Annotated in this window: 23 protein-coding genes; 12 read left to right on the top strand and 11 right to left on the bottom strand. The window is 60.8% G+C overall.

Going from position 1 to position 23,594, the window contains the following annotated elements; genetic code table 11:
• Window positions 1-36 precede the first annotated feature (36 nt).
• The gene (locus AB9K34_RS20560) at window positions 37-738 is read left to right on the top strand and encodes a DUF502 domain-containing protein (protein WP_369956405.1); all 702 of its coding nucleotides are present in this window, start codon (window positions 37-39) and stop codon (window positions 736-738) included.
• Between the two features lie 4 nt (window positions 739-742).
• Here the strand turns inward: AB9K34_RS20560 and AB9K34_RS20555 are convergent, their stop codons facing one another.
• Together AB9K34_RS20555 and AB9K34_RS20550 are read right to left on the bottom strand one after the other, a co-directional pair.
• On the bottom strand, window positions 743-1,780 hold the full coding sequence (locus AB9K34_RS20555; protein WP_369956404.1) for a patatin-like phospholipase family protein: 1,038 nt from the start codon (window positions 1,778-1,780) through the stop codon (window positions 743-745).
• A gap of 94 nt (window positions 1,781-1,874) precedes the next feature.
• The gene (locus tag AB9K34_RS20550) at window positions 1,875-2,648 is read right to left on the bottom strand and encodes a 3-hydroxybutyrate dehydrogenase (protein WP_369956403.1); all 774 of its coding nucleotides are present in this window, start codon (window positions 2,646-2,648) and stop codon (window positions 1,875-1,877) included.
• 325 nt (window positions 2,649-2,973) lie between these two features.
• Between AB9K34_RS20550 and AB9K34_RS20545 the strand changes: the two genes are divergently transcribed.
• Both AB9K34_RS20545 and AB9K34_RS20540 read left to right on the top strand, forming a co-directional pair.
• The gene (locus AB9K34_RS20545) at window positions 2,974-4,791 is read left to right on the top strand and encodes an extracellular solute-binding protein (RefSeq protein WP_369956402.1); all 1,818 of its coding nucleotides are present in this window, start codon (window positions 2,974-2,976) and stop codon (window positions 4,789-4,791) included.
• Window positions 4,792-5,059: 268 nt separating this feature from the next.
• Window positions 5,060-5,296 (top strand): hypothetical protein, encoded by a 237-nt coding sequence (locus AB9K34_RS20540; RefSeq protein ID WP_369956401.1) that lies wholly within the window; start codon window positions 5,060-5,062, stop codon window positions 5,294-5,296.
• A gap of 36 nt (window positions 5,297-5,332) precedes the next feature.
• Here AB9K34_RS20540 and AB9K34_RS20535 read toward each other — a convergent pair whose 3' ends face one another.
• Window positions 5,333-5,956, bottom strand: coding sequence for a helix-turn-helix domain-containing protein (locus tag AB9K34_RS20535; protein ID WP_369956400.1), 624 nt, complete (start codon window positions 5,954-5,956; stop codon window positions 5,333-5,335).
• Window positions 5,957-6,020: 64 nt separating this feature from the next.
• Here AB9K34_RS20535 and AB9K34_RS20530 point away from each other — a divergent pair, with 64 nt between their 5' ends.
• From AB9K34_RS20530 to AB9K34_RS20510, 5 genes are all read left to right on the top strand, one after another.
• Window positions 6,021-7,538: a class I adenylate-forming enzyme family protein gene (locus AB9K34_RS20530; RefSeq protein WP_369956399.1), complete on the top strand. Its 1,518-nt coding sequence runs from the start codon at window positions 6,021-6,023 to the stop codon at window positions 7,536-7,538.
• Window positions 7,535-8,197, top strand: a complete 663-nt coding sequence (locus tag AB9K34_RS20525) for a DsbA family oxidoreductase (protein WP_369956397.1) — start codon at window positions 7,535-7,537, stop codon at window positions 8,195-8,197. Before AB9K34_RS20530 ends, AB9K34_RS20525 begins: the two co-directional genes overlap by 4 nt.
• A complete protein-coding gene (locus AB9K34_RS20520; protein WP_369956396.1) occupies window positions 8,194-8,577 on the top strand; it encodes a potassium channel family protein in 384 nt (127 codons plus the stop codon). Before AB9K34_RS20525 ends, AB9K34_RS20520 begins: the two co-directional genes overlap by 4 nt.
• Window positions 8,578-8,719: 142 nt before the next feature.
• Window positions 8,720-9,928 (top strand): multidrug effflux MFS transporter, encoded by a 1,209-nt coding sequence (locus AB9K34_RS20515; protein ID WP_369956394.1) that lies wholly within the window; start codon window positions 8,720-8,722, stop codon window positions 9,926-9,928.
• Window positions 9,929-10,087: 159 nt separating this feature from the next.
• A complete protein-coding gene (locus tag AB9K34_RS20510; RefSeq protein ID WP_369956393.1) occupies window positions 10,088-11,755 on the top strand; it encodes a hypothetical protein in 1,668 nt (555 codons plus the stop codon).
• Between the two features lie 39 nt (window positions 11,756-11,794).
• Here AB9K34_RS20510 and AB9K34_RS20505 read toward each other — a convergent pair whose 3' ends face one another.
• The 5 genes from AB9K34_RS20505 to AB9K34_RS20485 all read right to left on the bottom strand — a co-directional run bounded on the left by AB9K34_RS20505 (window position 11,795) and on the right by AB9K34_RS20485 (window position 15,384).
• Entirely contained in the window at window positions 11,795-12,331 is a 537-nt protein-coding gene (locus AB9K34_RS20505; RefSeq protein WP_369956392.1) for a GNAT family N-acetyltransferase, read from the bottom strand.
• Window positions 12,332-12,596: 265 nt separating this feature from the next.
• Entirely contained in the window at window positions 12,597-12,866 is a 270-nt protein-coding gene (gene rpmA / locus AB9K34_RS20500) for a 50S ribosomal protein L27 (RefSeq protein WP_369956391.1), read from the bottom strand.
• A gap of 11 nt (window positions 12,867-12,877) precedes the next feature.
• Window positions 12,878-13,516: a 50S ribosomal protein L21 gene (locus AB9K34_RS20495; protein WP_369956389.1), complete on the bottom strand. Its 639-nt coding sequence runs from the start codon at window positions 13,514-13,516 to the stop codon at window positions 12,878-12,880.
• A 187-nt stretch (window positions 13,517-13,703) separates the two neighbouring features.
• The gene (locus AB9K34_RS20490; protein WP_369956387.1) at window positions 13,704-14,522 is read right to left on the bottom strand and encodes a DUF2059 domain-containing protein; all 819 of its coding nucleotides are present in this window, start codon (window positions 14,520-14,522) and stop codon (window positions 13,704-13,706) included.
• Between the two features lies 1 nt (window position 14,523).
• Window positions 14,524-15,384, bottom strand: coding sequence for a DUF2059 domain-containing protein (locus AB9K34_RS20485; RefSeq protein ID WP_369956386.1), 861 nt, complete (start codon window positions 15,382-15,384; stop codon window positions 14,524-14,526).
• Between AB9K34_RS20485 and AB9K34_RS20480 the strand changes: the two genes are divergently transcribed.
• Together AB9K34_RS20480 and rffA are read left to right on the top strand one after the other, a co-directional pair.
• Window positions 15,383-15,553, top strand: coding sequence for a hypothetical protein (locus AB9K34_RS20480; RefSeq protein WP_369956385.1), 171 nt, complete (start codon window positions 15,383-15,385; stop codon window positions 15,551-15,553). The genes AB9K34_RS20485 and AB9K34_RS20480 overlap by 2 nt on opposite strands.
• A 428-nt stretch (window positions 15,554-15,981) precedes the next feature.
• The gene (gene rffA, locus AB9K34_RS20475; RefSeq protein WP_369956384.1) at window positions 15,982-17,151 is read left to right on the top strand and encodes a dTDP-4-amino-4,6-dideoxygalactose transaminase; all 1,170 of its coding nucleotides are present in this window, start codon (window positions 15,982-15,984) and stop codon (window positions 17,149-17,151) included.
• A gap of 60 nt (window positions 17,152-17,211) precedes the next feature.
• On the opposite strand, the gene AB9K34_RS20470 is transcribed toward rffA, so the two are convergent.
• Together AB9K34_RS20470 and AB9K34_RS20465 are read right to left on the bottom strand one after the other, a co-directional pair.
• Window positions 17,212-18,846, bottom strand: a complete 1,635-nt coding sequence (locus AB9K34_RS20470) for a sodium:solute symporter family protein (protein ID WP_369956383.1) — start codon at window positions 18,844-18,846, stop codon at window positions 17,212-17,214.
• Between the two features lie 224 nt (window positions 18,847-19,070).
• Window positions 19,071-20,555, bottom strand: a complete 1,485-nt coding sequence (locus AB9K34_RS20465) for an aldehyde dehydrogenase family protein (RefSeq protein ID WP_369956382.1) — start codon at window positions 20,553-20,555, stop codon at window positions 19,071-19,073.
• A gap of 196 nt (window positions 20,556-20,751) precedes the next feature.
• Between AB9K34_RS20465 and AB9K34_RS20460 the strand changes: the two genes are divergently transcribed.
• Entirely contained in the window at window positions 20,752-22,149 is a 1,398-nt protein-coding gene (locus tag AB9K34_RS20460; protein ID WP_369956381.1) for an NAD(P)/FAD-dependent oxidoreductase, read from the top strand.
• On the opposite strand, the gene AB9K34_RS20455 is transcribed toward AB9K34_RS20460, so the two are convergent.
• The gene (locus AB9K34_RS20455) at window positions 22,122-23,054 is read right to left on the bottom strand and encodes a LysR family transcriptional regulator (protein ID WP_369956379.1); all 933 of its coding nucleotides are present in this window, start codon (window positions 23,052-23,054) and stop codon (window positions 22,122-22,124) included. The two genes, AB9K34_RS20460 and AB9K34_RS20455, sit on opposite strands and share 28 nt — an antisense overlap.
• A 153-nt stretch (window positions 23,055-23,207) precedes the next feature.
• On the opposite strand from AB9K34_RS20455, the gene AB9K34_RS20450 reads away from it, so the two are divergent.
• Window positions 23,208-23,573: a cupin domain-containing protein gene (locus AB9K34_RS20450; protein WP_369956378.1), complete on the top strand. Its 366-nt coding sequence runs from the start codon at window positions 23,208-23,210 to the stop codon at window positions 23,571-23,573.
• Window positions 23,574-23,594 lie beyond the last annotated feature (21 nt).

Here is a 23,594-nt window from a genome sequence, read left to right as displayed (position 1 = left end):
ATACATAGATTGCGCGGCGGAACTGGCGGAATATACATGACGACCCCATTCGATGAAAATCCATCCCCGCGCAAAATCAGCCTTTTCGCAAGGTTGCGGTCGTCATTCCTGACGGGTCTGGTGGTGATCGCGCCGGTCGGCCTGACAATCTGGCTGATCTGGACGGTGATCGGCTGGATCGATGGTTTCGTGCTGCCGCTGGTTCCGCAACGGTTGCGCCCCGAAGAATATATCGGCATCAACCTGCGCGGCGTCGGTGTCATCATTTTCCTCGTGTTCACGATTGTCGTCGGTTGGATCGGCAAGGGCCTGATCGGGCGATCGCTGATCCGCTGGGCAGAGAGCATCGTCGACCGGATGCCCGTGGTGCGGTCGATCTATTCCGGGATCAAACAGATTTCGGAAACCGTCTTCGCACAATCCGAACGCTCATTCGAGACGGCCTGCCTGATCCAGTATCCGCGCAAGGGTATCTGGGCGATCGGGTTCATCTCCACCACCGCGAAAGGTGAAATCGCCAAGCGGGCGGAAACCACGGGCCAACTGATCAGCGTATTCCTCCCCACCACGCCCAACCCGACATCGGGCTTTCTGCTGTTCCTGCCCAAGGAAGACGTGATCGAACTGAACATGTCCGTCGAAGAGGCCGCCAAGCTGGTGATTTCCGCCGGTCTCGTCTACCCCCACGACAAGAACCAGGCCGTGCCGCAGGAAACCAGCGCCACGCGCGGGCCATAGGCATTCAGCCGTAGGTTTCCGACAGGTTCACCGTGCCCACCCGGTTCAGATCGTCCTTGTGCGCCTCCAGGAAATGCTCCGCAGCAGCACGCCCCGCCGCTTTCAGCTTCTCGATGAAATAGACACTTGGAACCAATTTGGTCGCGACAGAGAGTTCATTCATCAACCCGTCATCCGCGATCATGTGGATCAGCACCGGCGCCTTCTCGTCCCCGCTCAGCCTTCCGTCACCAAGCAACCGCTGCACAAAGGCAATCGCGCGCAGTTCCCGCAGCAAGGAGGAATTGAAACTGATCTCGTTGATCCGGTTCTGAATCTGCTGGCTGGTCACGGGCAGCGTGTCCCGTTCCAGCGGATTGATGTTGATGATCACGATATCAGCGGGCAGATGCCGGGCAAAAAGCGGATAGAGCGCCGGGTTCCCCGTGTAACCGCCATCCCAATAGGCTTCGCGGCGTCCCGTCTGGGGGTCGTCGATCTCGACCGCCTGAAACACGGTGGGAAGGCAGGCAGACGCAAGGATCGCGTCGGTGGTGATGTCGTCTCCGGAAAACACCCGGATCTTGCCGGTGCGCACCCGCGTGGCACAGATAAAGAGATCGGGTCCGGCGTCCGCGCAGACCTTGTCAAAATCGAATGCCTCGACAATCGACGTCAACGGATTGCGGTAGAACGGCCCATAGCTGTAGGGCGAAACCAGCCGCGACCAGATATCGAGAGCGGCAAAGCCCGGCGAATATTCCAGCGCCTGCGCCACGCGCCCCATGTCCAGCCCCTGCATCCAGCCGGACAGGCGCGCATCCTGCTGTCCGGTGACCTGCGACCACAACCATTCCAGGTTTTCACGGGCCCCGTCACGCCCGCCAGCCAACATGCCGGCCTTGAGCGCGGCGCCGTTCAACGCGCCCGCCGAGGTTCCCGATATTCCGGCAATCTCGATATCGTCGTCTTCCAGGATCCGGTCGAGCACGCCCCAGGTAAAGGCGCCATGTGCGCCGCCGCCCTGCAACGCAAGGTTTATCCGCTTCTTCTTCGCCGCCACGAATCATCCTTCAGCTTTGGAGAAATACTCCGGGGGTGAACGGTGGAAATCCCGATTTCCACCGGAGGGGGGCTGGCCCCCTCTTCAACCGGGGCTACAGCGCGGTCCAGCCGCCATCGACGCTGATCGTCGTGCCGGTGATCTGCGCGGCGGCATCCGAACACAGGAACACGACGGTCCCGCCCAGTTGCTCGACCGTCGCGAATTCCTTGGACGGCTGCCGCTCCAGCATGACCTTCTCGATCACCTCGTCGCGATCCATGCCGTATTTTTCCATCGTATCCGGGATCTGCGCCTCGACCAGCGGCGTCAGAACATAGCCCGGGCACACCGCATTCGCGGTAATAGGCTCCCGCGCGGTTTCCAGGGCGACGGTCTTGGTCATTCCCACGACACCATGCTTGGCCGCCACGTAGGCGGCCTTGAACGGGCTCGCCGTCAACCCGTGAGCACTGGCGATGTTGACCACCCGGCCCCACCCCGCCTTGCGCATCATCGGAAGCGCCGCTGCAGTGGTATGAAACGCCGAATTCATGTTGATCGCGATGATCGCATCCCACTTCTCGATCGGGAATTCGTCAATCGGCGCAACATGCTGGATTCCTGCGTTGTTGACCAGGATATCACAGACGCCGGCCTGTTCGACCAGAGCGCGGCACTCGTCGCCCCTTGACATATCGGCCTTGATATAGCGCGCCCGCACGCCGGTCTCATCTGCAATCCGGGCCGCCAGCGCGTGATCCTCTTCACGGTCGGTGAAGGAATTCAGAACGACATCCGCGCCCGCGCGCGCCAGTTCCCAGGCCACGCCCAGCCCGATTCCCGAATTCGACCCGGTGATGATTGCAGTCTTCCCCTTCAGCGACATGACAGTTCCCCTGCTCCAATAGTTGATCCCGCGCAAAATGCCATGCTGCACCTGCAAAGGAAACGGTAAAGATCGACCGGGTCCGGTTACGGAAAATTAACCAGGTTGCGGCACAAGCACGAAACAGACGCGGCCAAAAAAAACGCCCGCGCGAAGCGGGCGTTGAGTTATTGAGGCAGGTTTCATACAGGCAAGAAACCTATCGAGCAGTGATCTTGTTATACGCAATTCCCGGCCGACGTCCAAGCTAAAAGTTTGAAAAGACATGTATCCCCAGATATCCTGTGGCCAAGCAAAACAAGGCCAGAGCAGGATTGTTGCCAAAGTGCGACTAGTTTTTTTTCGCCGCGCGAGCGCGGTCATCACCGGATTCGCCATCCAACTCACGGCCATTCATGCGTCAGCGGAATCACCGCATGGCATAGCTATGTATGGCTCTCCGGCTCTACCACCTGATTTTGTGTCCCTGCCCTACGCCAATCCGGACGCGCCCAAAGGCGGGCGGGTCGTGTTCGGCAACACCGGCGGTTTTGATTCCCTCAACCCGTTTGTTCAAAAAGGCACAGCACCGTGGCAATTGCGCTTCTGGGGATACGAATCCCTGATGGGGCGTTCCTGGGACGAACCGTTCACACTTTACGGCCTTCTGGCCGAATCGATTCGCACCGCCCCGGATCGCTCCTGGGTAGAATTCACCCTGCGCCCGGAGGCGCGGTTTTCCGATGGCAGCCCGGTCACCGTCGACGACGTGATCTGGTCCTACGAGACACTCGGGTCACAGGGGCATCTGCGCTATCGCGGGTTCGCCAGCCAGATCGAAAGCATCGTTCAGACCGGAGAGCGCAGCGTCAGGATCAGTTTCAACAGCGACGATCGCGAGCTTGCGCTGCTTGCGGGACTGCGCCCGATCCTGAAAAAGGCACAGTGGCAGGATCGCGATTTTACCGGCTCCGGGCTCGACAACATCCCAATCGGGACCGGCGCCTATGTGGTCAGCGATTTCGAAGCGGGGCGGACTGTAACCTTGCGGCGCAATCCCGACTACTGGGGCAAAGATCTGCCGTTTCGACGCGGCACACAGAATTTCGATGAACTGCGCATCGAGTTCTACGGCGACGAGACCGTCCTGTTCGAAGCGTTCAAGGCCGGGAAACTGACCGCGCTGCGTGAATTCAACGCCGAAAAATGGGAAACCCAGTATGGCTTTCCTGCGGTGCTGCGCGGGGATGTGATCAAATCGGAGATCCCGCATCAGCGCCCCTCGGGGATGACCGGCTTTGTGATGAATACGCGGCGCGCGCCCTTTGACGACTGGCGCGTCCGCGAGGCGATGCTGCTGGCATTCAACTTCGAATATATCAACGATACGATGACCGGTGGCGCGCAACCGCGCATTACGTCCTATTTCTCGAACTCCGAACTTGCGATGCAGCCCGGCCCGGCAACCGGCAAGGTGCTCGAATTGCTGCAGCCCTATGATGATGTGCTGTTGCCCGGGGCGCTCGACGGGTATGCTCTGCCAGCCGGCGACGGCACCGCCCGCAATCGCGGCAACCTGCGGGCCGCGATGGCCTTGCTGTCCGAGGCGGGCTGGACCGTGCAGGATGGCGAGTTGCGGGATTCGCAAGGCGCACCGTTTGCCTTCGAGGTGTTGTTGCGCCAGGGCGACGGCGGCAACCAGACCGTGATCGAGATTTACAGCCAAGCTCTTGCACGTCTGGGCATCCGCACCGAGATCAGCACGGTCGACGATGCTCAATATGCCGCGCGCATCGATCAGTACGATTTCGACATGACCACGTTTCGACGCGAACTCTCGCTGTCACCGGGCAACGAGCAAAAGCTCTACTGGGGCAGCGAAGGCGTCGAGTCGCCCGGTTCGCGTAACCTCATGGGGGTCGCATCACCCGCCGTGGACGGTTTGATCGACCGCATGTTGGCGACAGAGTCGCCAGAAGACTTTACCGCCACCGTGCGCGCGCTTGACCGTGTGCTGACGACCGGGCGCTATGTGATCCCGATCTGGCAATTCGACGTCGGACGCATCGCCCATGCCCGGCAGTTGCACTATCCCGACAGGATGCCGATCTATGGTGACCGTACCGACTTCATGCCCGACGTGTGGTGGTACGAAGACGACTGAGTCGCCTCTCAATAAGCCCGGCTCGTCCGATGCGGTCTGACATAAAGGATTTCAATGCGTTGGCCATTGCCGGATACGTTGGGTTTGCTGGCAGACGGACCGGCCGTCACGGTCTCGGCCAATGTTCTTGCGACGAGATCAATCATATCGCTCCGGACGATCCGTTTCCGACTGTAACAATCATGCGACAGATCGCCACGTTTCTCTGCTTTCATGCGTCGCTAGTCTGAAAACGGGGAGGCATTGAGATGTCAAAGGGGGCGCGCAAATGACCTGGACAGATATGATTGCCGATTGGGCGGTCTGGTATCGCAGACTGCAAAACCGATTTCCAAATCTAGACGACGGGGCGATGCCCTTTGCCAAGATCGACCGGGGCGGGTTCGAGGCCTATCTGGCCGAAACGCACAACCTGTCCCTGACAGAGGCACAGGAAGAAATCGAGGATTTCCTGTTCGTCGAGTCGCTTATCCTCGAAAACGGCGGTGGCCACGAAGCGGCCTGACACCGCCACGACCTGCGGCCCGATTGGCAACATGCGTCAGGTCAGCGACGTCACCCACAGGATCGTCGCATCGTCTTCGCTTACCGACACAACATTGTGGCCCATCGCGGCGTCGTAATAGGCGCTGTCGCCCCGGCGCATTTCAATGGGTTCGTAAAACTCGGTGTAGAGCCGCACCACACCGGTCAGCACATACATGAATTCCTCGCCATCATGGCGGACCCAGCCGTCAAATTCTTCCATAGAGCGGGCGCGCACGCGGGCGCGATACGGCAACATCTGTTTTTTCGTCAGCGTCTCGGCGAGCAATTCATGCTCGTATGTCGCGGTTGCGTGCTCCGTTCCCTCGCCGATGCGGGTCACCGCCATGCGACCATTGACCTGCCCGTTCCGGGGTGCCGTGAACAGCTGAGGAACCGAGATGCGCAATCCCACCGCCAGTTTCTTGAGCGCGTCATAGGTCGGTGACATCTGACCGTTCTCGATCTTGGACAGGGTCGAGCGCGCAAGGCCCGCATGCTGCGCCGCCTGTTCCAGGGTCAAATCCTGTGCCTTGCGCAACTCGCGCACCCGCATCCCGAGATCCAGAGGCTCGACAGCGATGTCCTCGCCCGTATTGCGGGCAACGCGGATGATAGATTTGGGATCACTCGATGTCATTGCATTTCTATATGAGTGGCGCGCATGGCTTGCAACGTTTCGCAGGCCGGGCTAGCCACAAACCATGCTGTCGATATTTGACAACGGGCCGCCACCGCCCTGCCCCGAACCGTTCAACCTCGCCGCGCATGTGCTGGCGCGCGCAGGCCTGCGCCCGGACAAGATCGCACTGTCGGTCCTCGGAGCCACAGGCTCGGTGGACTGGACATATGGCGAGCTGGAAGCCGCGGTGCGGGCAACCGGAACCGGGCTGTTGCAGTCCGGGTTGACACCGGGCGACATCGTGCTGATGCGGCTGGGAAATACCGTGGATTTTCCGATCGCCTATCTTGGTGCTATTGCCGCCGGGCTGGTGCCGGTGCCGACCTCGTCGCAACTGACGGCACCGGAAACCGCCAGAATCATCGCCGATCTGTCACCTGCCGCCATCCTGCGCGATCCTGCGGTCGCAAGCGCGGGGCACCCCCGCGAGATCGATCTGGCAACCCTGCGCGCTATGCAGGACAACCTGCCCTGCGACTGGAACATGGGCGACCCGAACCGCCTGGCCTATGTGGTTTATACATCCGGCACCTCCGGCAATCCCCGCGCTGTCGCCCATGCGCATCGCGCGATATGGGCGCGGCAGATGATGGTCGACGGCTGGTATGCCCTGAGACCCGGAGACCGGCTTTGCCATGCGGGCGCGTTCAATTGGACCTACACGCTCGGCACCGGGCTGATGGATCCCTGGACCATCGGCGCAACCGCGCTGATCCCGGAACCCGGCACCGAACTGGCGGACCTTCCCGGACTGCTGCGTCGGCACAAGGCGACACTCTTTGCCGCCGCACCGGGCGTCTATCGCAAGTTTCTCGCGAGCGACACGCCCCTGGACCTTCCCGATCTGCGCCACGGGCTATGCGCCGGCGAAAAGCTCTCGCCGCATCTGCACCGGATGTGGACCGAGGCAACCGGATGCGAACTCTACGAGGCCTATGGTCTCTCGGAATGTTCGACCTTCATCTCGTCCAGCCCGGACAACCCGGCGCGTGGCGCAGCACTCGGACATCCCCAACCGGGACGCCGCGTGGCAATCGTCGGTGCCAACGGTCCGGTGCCGCAGGGGCAGGACGGGGTGATCGCCATCCACCGCAGCGATCCCGGCCTGATGCTCGGTTATCTCAACGCACCGGAAGAAGCGGCGGCCCGCATGCAGGGCGAGTGGTTTCTGACCGGGGATCTGGGCGCGATGGCGATGGATGGCCAGATCACCTATCTGGGCCGCGATGACGACATGATGAACGCAGGCGGATACCGCGTGTCGCCGCTCGAGGTCGAAGCGGCCCTGTCGGGCCACCCCGGCATCACGCAGGCAGGCGTCACGGAAATCGAGATCAAAGAGGACACGCGGATCATCGTCGCCTTTTACACCGGCCCCGCGCCACTGGACGAAACCGGGCTGGCATCCTATGTCGAGGCCAAGCTGGCGCGCTACAAGCAACCGCGCGCCTATGTCCACCTGCCTGCACTCCCGACGAGCGCGAACGGCAAGCTGCTGCGCCGTGCGTTGCCAGCATATTACGAGGCGCAGACCAAATGACCGACCAGACCATATCGCTCGACATTCTCTCCGACCCGATCTGCCCGTGGTGTTATATCGGCAAGGCGAACCTTGACGCGGCGCTCGCCGCGATCCCCGACCATCCCTTCGTGATCCAGTGGCACCCGTTTCAGCTGAACCCCGACATGCCCGCCGCCGGTATGGGGCGGCGGGAATATCTCGAAGCCAAATTCGGTGGCAAGGACGCGGCCGCCCGCGCCTATGCACCCGTGGTCGAGCGCGCCGAGGCGGCGGGGCTGATTCTCAATCTCGAAGCGATGACCCGCACCCCCAACACACTCGATGCGCACCGGCTCATCCACTGGGCCGGGATCGAGCACAGGCAACTGCCTGCGGTCGATGCGTTGTTCAAGGCATATTTCGTCGATGGCCGCGACATTGGCGATCACGAGACCCTGGCCGACATCGCCGACAGCATCGGAATGGACGCGTCCGTGGTCCTGCGCCTGCTGGCCTCGGATGCGGACCGGGCGAACATCATCAAGCGTGATACCGACAGCCGCGAGATGGGCGTCAACTCGGTCCCGACCTTCATCGTTGCGGGCAAGCACGCCGTTCCCGGCGCCCAGACGCCCGAATTGTGGCAGAAGGTCATCGGGGAACTGATGGAACAGTTGAACGCGCCCGCCACGCCGTGAAACAAATCAGCCCCTATACAGTCATCGCAACGCTGATCGCGATCGTGATTTCCGCGACGATCTTTTTCCGCCATGTAGAAGGCTGGAGCTGGCTGGATTCGTATTTCTTCACCGTGGTGACCATCTCTACCGTTGGCTACGGATCGCTGGTTCCCGTCACCGCGATTGGCAAGATCGGGGCCACGATCCTGATATTTTTCGGGCTGGGGGTATTTGCCGTCGCGATCCAGCAATTCGCGCTTTATAACATGCTGAAGCACAAGGAACACGCCGAGTGGCTGATCGCGCGGCTTGGGCATAACGGGACTGGCGAGGCACATCCCGCCGCGAACCGGGATGATCAGCCCGACTCTGACAACGCGCCGAACAGACCCTCCTGAACATGGCCGGCCCGACCGGCAATGCGCCCTTGGGTGGACGGACTGCGCGCCTGCCCTGATCTGCACGTCATCTGTGCATCACACGATATGGTGTACCGACCGTTCATGTGTTAACGGCATCCGGTAGCGCGGAGTACCAATCATGAAAAATCCCATGTCACGCGGCGAATTCATCGCGCTGATCGCGATGATGTTTGCAACCATTGCATTTTCCATCGATGCGATGTTGCCGGCCATGCCCGACATCGGCGCGGAACTCAGCCCGGATGACGTGAACCGCGCGCAATTGATTCTGACGTCTTTCGTGCTGGGACTTGGCATCGGCACCTTCGTCACCGGCCCGCTGTCAGACAGTTTCGGGCGCAAGCCGGTGATTTTCGCAGGTCTGTCGCTCTACATGGCTGCCGCAGCGGTGGCGTGGTACAGCACCGCGCTCGAATGGCTTCTCGTGGCACGTATCGTACAGGGTATCGGGGCCGCCTCCCCGCGCATCGTCGGTATCGCGATCATGCGCGACCTTTATGTTGGCCGTGAAATGGCCAAGATGATGTCGATCGCAATGATGATATTCACCATTTTCCCCGCCTTTGCACCGATGATAGGCGCCATGATCATTGCCTTTGCCGGGTGGCGCAGCATCTTTCTCGCCTTCATTCTCTTCGCGGTGATCATCATGCTGTGGATCTCCATCCGCCTGCCGGAACCGCTCCCTCCGGAGAGACGACGCCGCTTCCGCGCGCCGCTGCTGCTGGACTCGGTGCGCGAAATGCTGGTGCATCCGACGGTTCGCCTGTCGATCCTGGTGCAGTGCCTCTGTCTTGGCATGCTGTTCACCCTGCTGAGCCAGGTGCAGCAAGTCTATGACATCATCTTTGACGAGGCTGACAGTTTCCCCTTCTGGTTTGGGGCCATCGCGCTGATTTCCGGCGGCGCGAGCATCCTGAATGCCGCCGTCGTCGGGCGCGTCGGAATGCGACGCATGGTGACCTGGTCTCTTGCCGCACAACTCGTTGCATCGGGCATTGTGTTGCTGATGGCCGAAATCGGCCCGTCGCGGGATGTGATGTTCGTTCTGTTCGTGATCTGGCAAACATCGGTCTTTTTCATTGCTGGCACCACGCTGGGCAACCTCAACGCAATCGCGATGGAACCGATGGGGCATATCGCCGGCATGGCGGCCTCGGTCATCGGCGCAATCGCAACCGTGTGCGCTGTCCTCATCGCCGCTCCGATCGGTCTGCTCTTTGACGGCACACTCATTCCGCTGGCCGCCGGGATATTTGCCTGCGCCCTGATCGGATTCGTCCTGATGCTGCAAATGGGTCGCATCGAAAAACGCAGCATCGCCTAAAGCGTTTCGCGATTGACCTGAAACATCTGGTATCACTTAACGCGTTGAAATCTTTGATTTCAGGCAGCGTTGAGTGATTCAGCTTTATCGCGAAACGCTATAGGTTTCTCTCTCTGATTGCGCCATTCTGTCGGCGTGACGCCAAGAGGGAAGACGTGTATGCCGGATGACTATTACGATCTGGGCAGTCACAGCTGCCCGGTGACCACCAGTTCGCACGAGGCGCAACGCTGGTTCGACCGGGGCCTGATCTGGACCTACGGGTACAATCACGGCGAGGCCGTCGCCTGTTTTCAGCGGGCGCTGACCCATGATCCGGACTGCGCGATGGCACATTGGGGCATCGCCTATGCGGGTGGGCCGAACTACAACATGCCGTGGGAGGTGTTCGATGACGCGGGCCGGGCCAAGGCGCTGGCGCTTGCCCATGACGCGACCCAGGCGGCAATCGCATTGGCCGACCGCACATCTCCCGCTGAACAGGCGCTGATCCGCGCCCTGCCCGCCCGCTACCCGCAGCGTGAACCGATCAAAGACATGCATGCCTGGAATCACGATTTCGCCGATGCGATGCGTGCGGCCTTTGCCGCCGCGCCAGACCATCTCGACCTGCGTACGATCTATGTCGAGGCGCTGTTGAACCTGACCCCCTGGCAGGTGTGGGACCTCGCCAGGGCGCAGCCCGCGGAAGGCGCGGCGACACTCGAAGCCCAACGCGCATTGGAAGACGCGATGGCCCATGCGCCCGAAGCGATGCGGCATCCGGGGCTGCTGCATCTCTATGTGCATCTGATGGAGATGTCGCCCTTTCCCGAGAAGGCGCTGAAGGCGGGGGATATCCTGCGGACATTGGTGCCCGATGCGGGCCATCTCATCCACATGCCGACCCATATCGACGTTCTGTGCGGACAGTATCACGACGTGGTGCACTGGAACCAGCGCGCCATCGAAGCCGATCTGAAATATTTTGACCGCGAGGGGGCTTTCAATATCTACACCGGGTATCGGCAGCACAATTACCACTTTGTCATCTATGGCGCGCTGTTTCTCGGCCAGATGCAACCCGCCCTCGACGCGGTGCGCGGCATGGCGCAAACCGTTCCCGAAGACATGCTGCGCATTCAGAGCCCGCCCATGGCGGATTACTTTGAAAGCTATATGGCGATGGAGCCGCATATCCTGATCCGGTTCGGACGTTGGCAGGATGCAATCGCCCTTATCCCGCCGGACGATCCGGACCTGTATCGCACCCTGACCGCCACCACCCACTATGCCCGCGCGGTCGCCTTTGCCGCCCTTGGGCGCGTCGCCGAAGCCGAGGCCGAAGAGCAGACCTTTCTCGCGGCGCGCGCGCGGGTGCCGGAAACCCGGCTCATGCACAACAATACCGTGACCGATCTGCTGGCCATCGCCGCGGAAATGCTGCGCGGTGAGATCGAGTATCGCAAAGGGAACTTTGCCGATGCCTTTGCCCATCTGCGCCGCTCGGTGGAGCTCGACGATACGCTGCCCTATGATGAACCCTGGGGCTGGATGCAGCCAACCCGCCACGCCCTTGGCGCGCTCCTCTTTGAGCAAGGGCATGTTGCGGAAGCCGAGATCGTCTATCGCGAAGACCTGGGCCTGGGCGGCCAGCGCAGCCGCGCGACCGTCCATCCCGACAATGTCTGGAGCCTGAAAGGGTTGCACGATTGCCTGTTGGCGCGGGGGGACGAGGTTGAACGCGCCCTGATCAAACAACGGCTCGACATCGCGCTGGCGCGGGCCGATGGTGACGTGGCGGCATCATGCTTCTGCGCGCAAAAGGCGATGAAGGCGGCCCCTTAGCAAGAGCCGCCTGTTTCATAAGAATCACAATCCGCCCTGTCAGAGCTTGCGGCTGTAGGTCCAGGTCGGCACTGCGGTATCGCGCGCGAGGCAAAAGCTCTCGGCGTCTCCGAGATATTCAAAACCGCAATGAATCAGCACCCGTGCCGAGGCCGGGTTGTCCTGGAAGACACTGGCGAACATCGTGCTGCTGCCCAGAGGGTTGGCCTGAACCAGCGCCTCGACCGCCTCGGACGCGAGCCCGGTGTTCCAATAGATCGGCGCGACCCAATAGCCGACTTCCGACTGGTTGCGATCAAGCCGGTTCAGGGAAATCACGCCCTTGAGTTCGGAGCCGCCCGATTTCGTTCCATCCATCGCCCAGACGTCTTCGGTTCGGTCATCGGACATGACGCGCGCAATAAATCCTTCGATCAGACCGGGCGGCAGCGGATGCGGAATGGACGTGGTCATCCGGGCGACGCGTTCATCGCTGCCGTAGAGTTCGATCAATCCCTTGTCTGAACGGCGCAGGGGTCGCAAATCGAACCGCTCCGTTTCAATCACCGGCTGATTGATGATCTGATCCAGTTTCATGCGCCTGTCCCTCCTCCGAACATCACAAACTACGCGGACATCATGGCGACAGCAGCCATTATCCTTGAATTGGGCGTTCCGGGCGGCCGATTCAACATTTGCCGCGTAGGACCCGCCGAAGAAAACCTGAAAAGAACAGTATCGCCGAACATCTTAGCGGAATTGAGGCGATTTTCAGACACGCTGTGCCCGGCTGTCCCGAACAAGAAAAAGGGACCGGCGGTGTCCGCCGATCCCTGGTAAACTTGACCTCCGAGGTTCGGCTCTACTCGGCTGCCTCTGCCACGGGCATCACCGATACAAAGGTGCGCCCCTTCAGACCCTTGTGAAAGGTCACGGCGCCGTCGACGGTTGCAAAGATGGTATGATCCTTGCCCATGCCAACGCCTTCGCCCGGCCAGAACTTGGTTCCGCGCTGACGCACGATGATGTTGCCCGAAATGGCGGCCTGACCGCCATAGAGTTTGACGCCAAGGCGGCGACCCGCGGAATCGCGACCGTTACGGGAGGAACCGCCAGCTTTCTTGTGTGCCATTCTCTCTCTCCTTAACCTTTGGCCAGTTCTTTGGCCTGTTCGATCCAGCCTTCACGCTCGATCCGGCCCTTGAACGACAATTGCTCATCCATAGCAGCAACGTCTTCGTCGGTCCATGCCGCAACCTGTGCAAAGGTCGTCACGCCGGCAGCGTGCAGCTTTTTCTCGAGCGCGGGGCCAACGCCGGACAGTTTTTTCAGATCATCGGCACCTTCCGCCGGCGCCGCTTTTGCAGCTTCGGCTTTCTTGGCGGGCTTTTTGGCTTCGCTGGCCGCAACCGCGACTGCCGCGACGGATCCAGCTCCGACAGCGGCCTTCACGCCGGACTTGTCGGCACCCGACGACAAGATGTCGGTGACACGAACCAGGGTCAGCTTCTGACGGTGACCCTTGGTGCGCTTGCTGGAGTGCTTCCGGCGGCGCTTGACAAAGTGGGTGACCTTTTCGCCCTTGATCTGATCAACGACCTCGGCCTGAACGCCGGCACCTTCGATCAGGGGCGCACCGACGACGGTTTCATCACCGCCCAGCATCAGGATCTCGTTGAACTGAATTGTTTCGCCAGCGTCAGCAGCCAGTTTCTCAACGCGGAGCATATCGCCCGCCTGAACCTTGTACTGCTTGCCGCCGGTCTTCATGACCGCAAACATGCGTCTGTTCCTTTGTCTACCGCGTCCTGTGGTCCCCGTTCCCGGTGTTCATGGCCCGGTATGCCCGATGCCACCGCAGACAGCGCGCCCATCTCCGGGCGATATGATACATAAACCCGGCACGATGACTCGGGCCGGGTTGCGTGCTTATGGCCAGACCGGAACAGTCTGTCAACCGTATTCCCGCTCAAATGTCGCTGCCATTCATCGCCTGGGCAACGGCAATCCCGAGTTCATAGAAGATCGCATTGTAAATCCGGTCAAACCCGGTGAACAGCGCCGCGTTCAACGCGCTGCCCGCCGACGACGCGGAGAAATCGGAATAGGCCCGCAACGTCTCCCGCTCCAGCGGTTGATAGGCCATCAGCAGGAACCCGTAGATCCAGCCGGTTGTATCCGCACGCAGTTCCTCTTGCTGCGACAGGACCTCGGTCAGGATCTCGTCCTCGGTCATCCGTGCGCCGCCGCCATCCGCAAGTCCGCGCAGGAAATGATAATTGGACTCCAGCGCCGAGGTTACATTGCGTTCGATCAGGTCGTTGATCTCGACAAAGCGCATGACCTCGGCCAGATGCCCGTCATCGCCCCCCGCTGACGCAAGGTATCGCGCACGCGCGAGTTCCTCGACCGCAGGATCGGCCATTGCAACCCGACCGGCGTTCTCGAGCGTCAGGATGCGCTGCCCCCGATCCGTGCCAAAGAAAGCGATCACCGCGCGCATCTGATCGTCATCCAGGGTCTCGGCCAATGCGCCGAGCAAGGCCGCCCGCATGCGGCCCGGATCATAGAGCGCTGCAACACGGTCCTGAAAATAGCGACCGCCGCGCCCGCCCAGCATGTCGGCTTCGATATCGGCCCCGTGGCGCAGCCCCTCGTCCCGCAGGATCACCGCGACCTCATCCAGCCGCAGCACCCGCGCCACGTCATCCTCCAGCGGTTCGGCGCAAAGCGCGACGGCCAACAGCAGCAGCGCAGCGATCGCCGCACCCATCCTGCGCCATATCATCTCAGATGTCCTGCCCCGGGTGCAACTCGCTCATGCGGCCCGCCAATACCTCGAAACGGTTGGCCATGATCTCGTATTGCACAGCACTCAGCAGTTCATAGACCTGCATCATTTCCGGCTCTTCGAGGGCATCGGCATAGGCGGCAATGTCGTCATCGGAAAACGAACGATACGTGTATGCCGCTCCTGCAAGAGCGGACCGGCGCAGCAATGGCAGCAATTCCGGCTCCTGCGCCTTAAACATCAACCTCAGATCTTCCGGGTCCATCTGCAGTTCGACGACGCCCGCCGCCGACGCAGCCATGAGAAAGCGGAACTGGATCTCCTGTATCGCGCGCAGGCTGCCGCCCGAGGCGTCGATGGCCTTGTTCATACGCTTGAACATTTCGAGCCGCGGGCTCCCGGTGGCGACCATCTCGGCAACGAGCTGTTCTCCCGCGCGGGCGGTGTCCTCGTCTTCGTTCATGTGGCTCTTGTTCTCGACCACCACCAGCCTCTGCCCCAGATCGCTCGCATAGAAATCGACGGCATGCGACAATGCGGCGTCGCTCAGGGTCTGTTCGAGGATCTGCAACGCCATGTCATGCATCACACCGGTGTCGAAAACCTCCGCCGCGAGCCTCTCCCAATCCGCTCCGAAGGTGTTTTCATCGATGCCCAGCATATCCGGCGCGGACCCGGCAGACAGCGCGATGCTGTCCAGCGCCACGTCAAACCCGGTGACTTCGAGAAACGCCTCGATCCGATCCCGGTCTGCAGCCCGCGCCGCCCCCGCGTACATCAAAAGCAACACGCAACAGGCAAGCGCAAAAGCGCGTGGCAGGAGCGAACGAAACGGGATGAGAGCCGAAGGATGGGACATGTTTCAAATCGTAAGCCATTTGCGGATGACTACAAATGAAATTCGCGAGAACCGGCGACGATCTATTGCCGCGGTCGTGGACGTTCTGGCAGCGCACGACCGCCAGTACGGCGATGCACCGCACCTGGTCTGTGCCGGCACAATCCTGACGTGCATCACGCCACAGTGAATTTCCTGTCGCGTGAAATTTCGGATCATGTTATACTGTTATGATTGAAACGAAATTTTTTGAGTTCGAAAATTGAGTATTTCCATTACGCCGATCACCAGTCGGGTTGTACAAAAGGTCTTGGAGGTTCACCCGCTGGAGGAATACGTCACACGTGTCAATTGCGTCTCGCCACCTGAAGTCTGTTCGCTGGATGAGTCGATCTGCCTCTCGGATCAACCTGATTGCAGAATCCGGAGCAAACACGGCAATGCCCCAAATGGTCACTTGTCAATGGCGAGAGAGCGCGTGATGACTTACAAGTCTTTGGCTGGCCGGGATCACGTCATCGGTCCGCGGTCACGCCCTGCACACACTCCGGAACCGGACGAGGCCGGTGCATCCCCAGCACACCCTCAAGAACGCGCAGCATCGAGGCCCTGAGGCAAATGGATCTATCGAGTTCCAGGGCATCGCAGTTCGAAGACGTCGTGCCGTTCTGCCAACTTCCCGTCACAGGCTCCGAAAGCGAGGTCATCGCGCGTCTGCTCCGCGAAGACATCCGGTTACGCGGCGACAAGTATCAACGCAGATGCCGCGACTGGTTCGAGAGGCACCTGGGCAGCGGATGCGCCCTGCTTACGCCATCGGCAACGCATTCGCTCGAAATGTCGGCCCTGCTCCTTGACCTGAAAGAGGGCGACGAGGTCATCATGCCCTCCTACACCTTTGTTTCCAGCGCGAATGCCTTTGTGCTCAGGGGCGCGCGGATCGTATTCGTCGATGTGCGGCCGGACACGATGAATATCGACGAAACCATGATCGAAGCCGCGATCACCGAACGAACCCGCGCAATTGTCGTCGTACACTACGGCGGTGTGGCCTGTGAGATGGACGCGATCCTGTCGATTGCAAAGACGCGGGGCATTGCGGTGATCGAGGACGCGGCGCAAGGCATGATGGCCACCTGGCGCGACCGTCCGCTCGGCACCATCGGCAAGATCGGCGCATACTCGTTTCACGAAACCAAGAACTTCAGCGCCGGCGGCGAGGGTGGCCTGACCATCGTCAACGATCCCGCACTGGCAGACCGCGCCGAGATCATCCGGGAAAAAGGCACCGACCGCAGCCGCTTCCTGTCCGGCAAGATCGACAAGTATACCTGGGTCGATCTGGGCAGTTCCTATCTGATGAACGAAATCAGCGCGGCCTTTCTCTGGGCGCAGATCGGGCACCGGGACGAGATCCAATCGCGCCGCATGGCATTGTACGCCACCTACCGCACCGAGCTTGCCCATCTTGTCGCGGACGGCCGGATCGAGGTGCAGGCCCATCCGGAAGGGACGGCACACAACGCGCATATCTTCTATGTCAAACTGCGCGATCTGGATGAACGCGATGCGATGATTGCACATCTCAAAGCCAACAGGATCAAGGCGTCTTTCCACTATGTGCCATTGCATTCGTCACGCGCGGGACAGCGGTATGGCCGCTTCTCGGGGGTCGATCGTTTCACGACCCGTGAAAGCGACCGGCTTCTCCGGCTGCCCCTTTTTTTCAACATGACCGATGCGCAGCAGGCACGCGTGATCGAGGCTTTTACCGCCTTCTGGCGCTAGGCGAAGGCTGCGTCGCCCCGCCCCGGCAAAGGGGGCGAGGCAGTTTTCACCGGGTCAAAATCAGTTCTTGGAAGGCACCAGCCCGCTCCAACCCCTGATTTCCAACGGCCGCCCCTCCGCGTCGACAACCGGCTTGGGCGGCACCGCGCGCTGTGTCGCCAGCGACACCACGACCATCAGGACAACCGACGCGATGACGCCCCAGATCGACCCGATATAGATCGCATCCCAGTTTGCCCAATCCTCGTATACCCCATCGACGCCGGGGACGATCCCGGTATTGGCTTCGGAGGTGATCGGCAGGTAATAGTAATAACCCGCTACCCAGCCCAGAAAGCCGCCGATCATCGCGGCAAGAGCACCGGCAGAGTTCGCCTTTTTCCAGAAAAACCCACAGGCATAGGGCACGAAATTGGACACCAGAAGCAGCGTCCAGGCAGCGACCATCAGGTTATAGATCACTTCGAATTTCAGCGCGATCAGCAGCGAGAGACAGGCCACGACCGGCACGAAGATGCGGGTCCAGCGCAACGAGTCCGCATCCGAAATATCCGGGTTCACCATCTTGCCGCCGTTATAGCCCACGATCGAGGCACCGGCGAGTGTCGCCGCCGCAGCCGACGACATCAGCGCCGCGACAAGGCCGCAAACAAAGATGACGACCAGCCCTGCCGGCAGGTAATCGGCCGCCATCACCAGCAGCATCTGGTTCTGCACCACCTCAAATTCGAGATCCGGATAGAGCTTGAACGCCGCGACCCCGAGGATCACCGGGATCATGCCAAGGACGATATAGACCACGCCCGACACGATGGCCGACGCCACGCCGACATTCTCTGATTTCGCCGACATCAGGCGCTGGTTCACGTCCTGTGCCGCGATCGACCCGACACCGACGGCCATTATAGCGGCCAGCCAGTAGAACCAACCCATATGACCCGTGTAGTAGTTGAAGCCCGCATTGCCCAGTTCCGCATCGGCACGTGCCTCGGAGGTCGGGAAGAAATCCCACTGGTTGATCCCCATCCAGTTGTGCGACGGATCATTGGCAAAGATATAATCCCAGCCGCCAACCTCGGGCAGGCTCATCACGATGACAAAGATCGCGATCATCGAGACGGTGACCACCGCAATCTGGACACTGTCGGTCATGGTGACCGCGTACATGCCGCCCATGAACGTGTAGACGATCAGAACCAGTGTCGAGATGCCGATACCCCAGGCCAGCGAAACGCCGGTAAAGAAGGTGATGATCGATCCGAAACCGACCAGAAGCGCGCCAATCCAGCCCATTTCGGCAATCAGCATGACGAAGGCCGAAAGGCCCGCGACCTTGCTGTTGTAGCGGCTTTCGAAGAAATCGACGAGGGTCATGAATTTCGAACGCCGGACGACACGCGCGAAGAACACACCCAGCAGGACAAGACACAGGGCCGCCCCAAACGGGTCGAAAACCACCCCCTGCACCCCGAAAAGATAGGTGGCTCCGGACGCCCCCATCGTGGTTCCGGCTCCGAACCATGTCGCCACCAGCGCACCAACCATCAGCGGCAGGCCCAGACGACGCCCGGCGACAAGAAAATCGGCCTCGTCGGTCACCCGTCTGGATGCCCACCATCCGACAGCCAGCAGGATCATCATGTAAATGCCCAGCCCCCCGATCACCCAGCTCCCATATTCGTAAGTCTGTTCCATGCGTACACTCCCTAGCGCATTCGGGCATCGCCCTCGGCCCGCCCATCGACAGTGCGAATGTGCATTGCTGCATCGTGACGACGAATTACGAAGTCAGGGATTGTTACACCGACAATTCTAGAAGTTACCGCAAAGGCGTTTTTCGACCGCCTGCCCCGCAACGCGGGCAGCCGCCCGGCGCGGGGCGGCTGAAACGATCCGTCCGGAAAGACGCGCAACCGAGATCAGGTTCCGGACAGGATATGTTTGACGCCGAGGTAACCCGAGAGCCCCCACGGGCCAAGTTCGCGACCGATGCCGCTTTGCTTGAACCCGCCCCATGCGCTGTCCGGATAGACGATCTGCGGCGTGTTGATCCAGACCTGCCCCGCCTCGATACGGTCGGCGATGGCCTTGGCGCGCGCCCAGTCTGCGCTGACAACCGATCCGACCAGCCCATAGCAAGTGTCATTGGCGACGGCGATGGCCTCTTCATCCGATGAAACCGTGGTCGTCGCCAGCACCGGCCCAAAAATCTCGTCGCGCCAGATGGCATGATCATAAGGCACATCCCGGAAGATCGTCGGGCTGACGAAATGTCCCTCGCGATCAATCGCCCCGCCGCCGATGATGCAATCCAACCCGTCCGACTTGGCCTCTTCGATCATCCAGAGCACCTTGTGACATTGTGCGCTGGTGGTGAGCGGCCCCATTTCGGTGCCGTCTTCGAACGGCGAACCGACCGTGAGCGCACGGGTCCGCTCCACCAGCGCCTCGATCAGCTTCGGTTCGATCGACTTGTCGACGATCAACCGCGAAGTGGCAGAGCACATTTGCCCCGCATTGAAGAAAATGCCGCCCATGATGCACTCGACCGCCGTATCGATACCGGCATCGGCGGTCACCACGATGGGCGATTTCCCCCCAAGCTCCAACGACACCGGCAGGCACCGCGAGGACACCGCCTCCATCACCTTGGCCCCGATCATGTTCGAGCCGGTAAAGCTGATCTTGCGGAATTCCCGGGCGCGGGTCAGTGCGACACCAACCTCGGCCCCGCCCGTGATGATGTTCAGAACCCCGGCAGGCAGACCGATTTCCATCGCGATATCGCCATAGACCAACTCGTTCAGCGGAGTCATCTCGCTGGTTTTCATGGTCGCGGTGCATCCTGCGGCCAATGCCGGTGCGATTTTCCAGGCACTCGTCACCAGCGGAAAATTCCACGGAACGATCATCCCGACGGGGCCAACGGGATCATGACGCACCAGTCCGAAATGTGCACCGCCCGCGTGATCGACGCGCGCGTCCTGATCTGCATCCAACCCCTCGGCAAGCGTGGCATAATATTCGAAGGTCGCGATCGCGTCATCGACATCGATCTCCGCCTCGACGCGCGGTTTGCCGTTATTGTGCATCTGCACCCGGACAAGGATGTTCTTGCGAGACGCAAGCCCGCGCGCGAACCCGCGCAGATAGTCGGCACGTTTGGCGCCTGGCGTGCGTTTCCAGCCGTCAAAGGCGCGCATCGCGGAACGCGCCGCCTTTTCCACGTCTTCGGCGCCACCGGCCTGCACCCGCGAGAGAATGCTTCCGCTGCTCGGGTCGATAACCTCAAGCCGCTCGGCCCCGCGCCCGGTTTTCCACTGACCGCCCACAAAGACGGTGTTCTCTCGTTCCAGCAATGCCTCGGCCATGTAATGTTCCCCGTTTGCGTCTGACAGGACCATGCCCGACGACCCGCGTGGGAAGAATGACGAAACTTCGTCGTGTTGCTACGATGGTTGTCGTGGAAAACGGTACCGACCATCCGCTATGCCAGAGAAACCCCGACAATCCTCGCGGTAACGCATAGGCGGGTGGTTATTTTAGCAGGTCGGCCAGACCGGCAGGATGCCGGAAACGAGATCAGATGTGAGAGAAACGATGAGCTTTGCAACCGGTGCCCTGAAAGATGTGACGTTCTTCCCGTTCTGGCTGGACAATGACGCCGCGCCCGATGTGATGCCGCAGCATATCGGCCATACATCGGCTGATCTGTTGATTGTCGGCGGCGGTTTCACCGGACTCTGGGCCGCGATACAGGCCAAGGAGGCCGATCCGGATCGCGACGTGATGCTGATCGAGGCGGGCAAGGTCGCCTATGGCGCATCGGGACGTCCCGGCGGCGTGGTATCGACATCGATCATGCACGGGCTGCACAATGCCGAACGGCTGTTTCCCAACGACATCGCCGAACTCGAGCGGCTTGGCCAAGAGAACATGCGAGGTTTTCTCGACACGCTCGAACGACACGAGATAGATGCCCACAACACGTGGGGCGGCGAATTGACCGTGGCGATCGGTGATGGTGCCCTGCCCGACGTTCAGGCCGAGTACGACCTGCACCGGAAATACGGTCATAACGTGGAACTGCTCGACAAGGCGGCTGTTCAGGCACAGATCAACTCACCGATCTTCTCTGGCGGTTGCTGGAGCAAGGATCTGAGCGGCACCGTGCACCCCGCGCTGCTGGCCTGGGGGCTGAAACGGGCGGCGCTGAGCCTTGGCGTGCGGCTGCATGAACTGACCCCAATGGAAAAGATCGACCGTGAAAACGGTGTGCTCAGGGTCACGACCCATGACGGTACGATCAAGGCCCACAAGATCCTGTTGGGCACCAACGCGTTCGCCGCGGGCCACAAACATATCAAGAAGCGCGTTGCCGGCATCCGGGACCGCATCATAGCCACCGAACCGCTGAGTGACGAACAACTCGACAGGATCGGCTGGAGCAACCGACAGGGAATTTATGATACCCGGACCCAGCTCAACTACATGCGGATGACCAAGGATAACCGGATCACGTTTGGCGGGCGGCTGACCTATTATTACGACGGCACCAACAACACCGATCCGGCGGGCGAGCGGGTGGTTGACCCGTATCTGAGGCTGGCCGATGCCTTCAACCGCACCTTTCCCCAGCTGGACGACATCAGGTTCACCCATGCCTGGTCGGGCCCGATCGCACTGACCACACGGATGGCGGTGCATTTTCAGGACTACATGGATGGCGATATGGTCTGGGCCGGTGGCTATTCGGGCTTTGGCATCTCGACCAGCCGGTTCGGCGCGCGCCTGGGGCTTGCGAAACTGGACGGGGCGGACCTTCCCGAACTCGGGATGGATTTCGCCACATCGATGCCCAACACGATCCTGCCCGAGCCGTTCCGATGGATCGGCTCCAAGATCACGCTCTATGCGCTGGACACCGCCGACGAAAAGGGCGGCTGGCGGCACGGGTGGCTGAAACTGGTTCAGGCAATGGGCTTTCCGCTGTCCTGAACAGGGTCCGGATGCGCGGCACAGATGGCGTCGCGCACCGCCTGCACGCGGCGTTCGCTGGCGGTGTCGTCCCGCGCCGCGAGGCTCATCGGCAATTCGTAGAAATAGGTTTCCGGATGAATGGCCCGCATCCTGTCACGCGCAACCCACGGGGCCGCAAGATGTTCTGGCAGATAGCCGATATGGGTCCCGGCCAGCACGAAATGCGCGACCCCTTCCATGTAATGCGACACCGCCGACGCCACGGGAGGATGGGCAAAATGGATCGTCTGGGGCAGTTCATAGGCCCGCGCAACCCAATCCGCCGTTTCGAGTTCTTCCGGGGCAATGTCATACGGCGCACGCGCAAACAGCGGGTTGTCGGCACCGCAATAGACCTGATGCCGTTCGTGAAACAGCAGTTCATAGCGCAAGCTGGGAGTCAGCGAGTTGAACCAGCCCAGTGCCAGATCGGTTTCCCGCTTCAACAGGGCGGTCTCGATCCGACCCGGCGCCATTTGTCGGACTTCCAGTTGCAAATAGGGGTTTTCGCGCCGCAGGCAGGCCATGGCCGTGGGAAACCGGCAGCCCGGATGTGACAGGATATTGTCGATCAGGAAGATCCGCACCGACCCGACCAGATCATCCTGGGTGGCTTCGATCGTGTTGACGAATTCTCCCAGGTCGCGCAGCAGCTTGTAGGTCGAGGTCAGGACAATTTCACCCTGATTTGTCAGGGAAAATCCCGCCCGGCCGCGCGCGCACAGCCGAAAACCCAGCCGCGTTTCCAGATTGGAGATCTGTGTGCTGATGGTTGATGCGGCGACGTTCAACCGATCCTGCGCCGCCGCGAACCCGCCACATTCCGCAACCGCCACGAATACCCTGAGAAGGTGGATATCCGCATCCCTGACCTGGTTCAGCATGGGTTCACCGCTACTTTTATCGCGCCAATGCCCCATTGCATTCATGATTTTAGCGGGCAGGCAAGCTCTTTAACCCGTACCACATGAAATCAAGAGCGTCAGGGCGGCCCGGCCTTCCAACGACGCGACACGCTGAAATGGAGCATGATACCGATGACCTCAGTTCTCAAGATGACCCCCGATGGCGCAGGCGACCTTCGGCTGGAACCCTGCTCGGTGGTGCCGCCGGAAACCGTGATCGACGGCACACCGCAAGAGCAAGGTACCGTGATCTCGGACTCCGGCGACGGAAAATTTGTCGTCGGCATCTGGGAAAGCACGCCTTATGCCGAAGCTTTCGATTCCTATCCCGGCGATGAGTTCTGCCAAGTCCTGTCCGGCAAGGTTGCGCTGACCGACGAGGATGGCAACGTGTCCACCTTCTCGGCCGGGGACAGCTATTTTGTTCCGAAAGGGTTCAAGGGCACCTTCCGGGTCGTCGAAACCATGCGCAAGTACTATGCTCTTTACATGGGCTGACGTCAGGGCACGGCACGACAG

The organism is Sedimentitalea sp. XS_ASV28, from assembly GCF_041224545.1.
Taxonomy (GTDB): Bacteria; Pseudomonadota; Alphaproteobacteria; order Rhodobacterales; family Rhodobacteraceae; genus Sedimentitalea.
Note: the sequence above shows the minus strand (reverse complement) of the source record. Positions and strands in the feature narration are given on the sequence as shown.

Bases quoted from the DNA above. Each gene is read 5' to 3' on its own strand.
- AB9K34_RS20505 (WP_369956392.1), bottom strand. From the start codon at position 12,331: ATGAAACTGGATCAGATCATCAATCAGCCGGTGATTGAAACGGAGCGG.
- rffA (WP_369956384.1), top strand. From the start codon at position 15,982: ATGGATCTATCGAGTTCCAGGGCATCGCAGTTCGAAGACGTCGTGCCG.
- AB9K34_RS20490 (WP_369956387.1), bottom strand. From the start codon at position 14,522: ATGATATGGCGCAGGATGGGTGCGGCGATCGCTGCGCTGCTGCTGTTG.
- AB9K34_RS20465 (WP_369956382.1), bottom strand. From the start codon at position 20,555: ATGGTCCTGTCAGACGCAAACGGGGAACATTACATGGCCGAGGCATTG.
- AB9K34_RS20550 (WP_369956403.1), bottom strand. From the start codon at position 2,648: ATGTCGCTGAAGGGGAAGACTGCAATCATCACCGGGTCGAATTCGGGA.
- AB9K34_RS20470 (WP_369956383.1), bottom strand. From the start codon at position 18,846: ATGGAACAGACTTACGAATATGGGAGCTGGGTGATCGGGGGGCTGGGC.
- AB9K34_RS20460 (WP_369956381.1), top strand. From the start codon at position 20,752: ATGAGCTTTGCAACCGGTGCCCTGAAAGATGTGACGTTCTTCCCGTTC.
- AB9K34_RS20510 (WP_369956393.1), top strand. From the start codon at position 10,088: ATGCCGGATGACTATTACGATCTGGGCAGTCACAGCTGCCCGGTGACC.
- AB9K34_RS20535 (WP_369956400.1), bottom strand. From the start codon at position 5,956: ATGACATCGAGTGATCCCAAATCTATCATCCGCGTTGCCCGCAATACG.
- rpmA (WP_369956391.1), bottom strand. From the start codon at position 12,866: ATGGCACACAAGAAAGCTGGCGGTTCCTCCCGTAACGGTCGCGATTCC.
- AB9K34_RS20450 (WP_369956378.1), top strand. From the start codon at position 23,208: ATGACCTCAGTTCTCAAGATGACCCCCGATGGCGCAGGCGACCTTCGG.
- AB9K34_RS20525 (WP_369956397.1), top strand. From the start codon at position 7,535: ATGACCGACCAGACCATATCGCTCGACATTCTCTCCGACCCGATCTGC.
- AB9K34_RS20515 (WP_369956394.1), top strand. From the start codon at position 8,720: ATGAAAAATCCCATGTCACGCGGCGAATTCATCGCGCTGATCGCGATG.
- AB9K34_RS20455 (WP_369956379.1), bottom strand. From the start codon at position 23,054: ATGCTGAACCAGGTCAGGGATGCGGATATCCACCTTCTCAGGGTATTC.
- AB9K34_RS20540 (WP_369956401.1), top strand. From the start codon at position 5,060: ATGACCTGGACAGATATGATTGCCGATTGGGCGGTCTGGTATCGCAGA.
- AB9K34_RS20495 (WP_369956389.1), bottom strand. From the start codon at position 13,516: ATGTTTGCGGTCATGAAGACCGGCGGCAAGCAGTACAAGGTTCAGGCG.
- AB9K34_RS20530 (WP_369956399.1), top strand. From the start codon at position 6,021: ATGCTGTCGATATTTGACAACGGGCCGCCACCGCCCTGCCCCGAACCG.
- AB9K34_RS20480 (WP_369956385.1), top strand. From the start codon at position 15,383: ATGTTTCAAATCGTAAGCCATTTGCGGATGACTACAAATGAAATTCGC.
- AB9K34_RS20560 (WP_369956405.1), top strand. From the start codon at position 37: ATGACGACCCCATTCGATGAAAATCCATCCCCGCGCAAAATCAGCCTT.
- AB9K34_RS20485 (WP_369956386.1), bottom strand. From the start codon at position 15,384: ATGTCCCATCCTTCGGCTCTCATCCCGTTTCGTTCGCTCCTGCCACGC.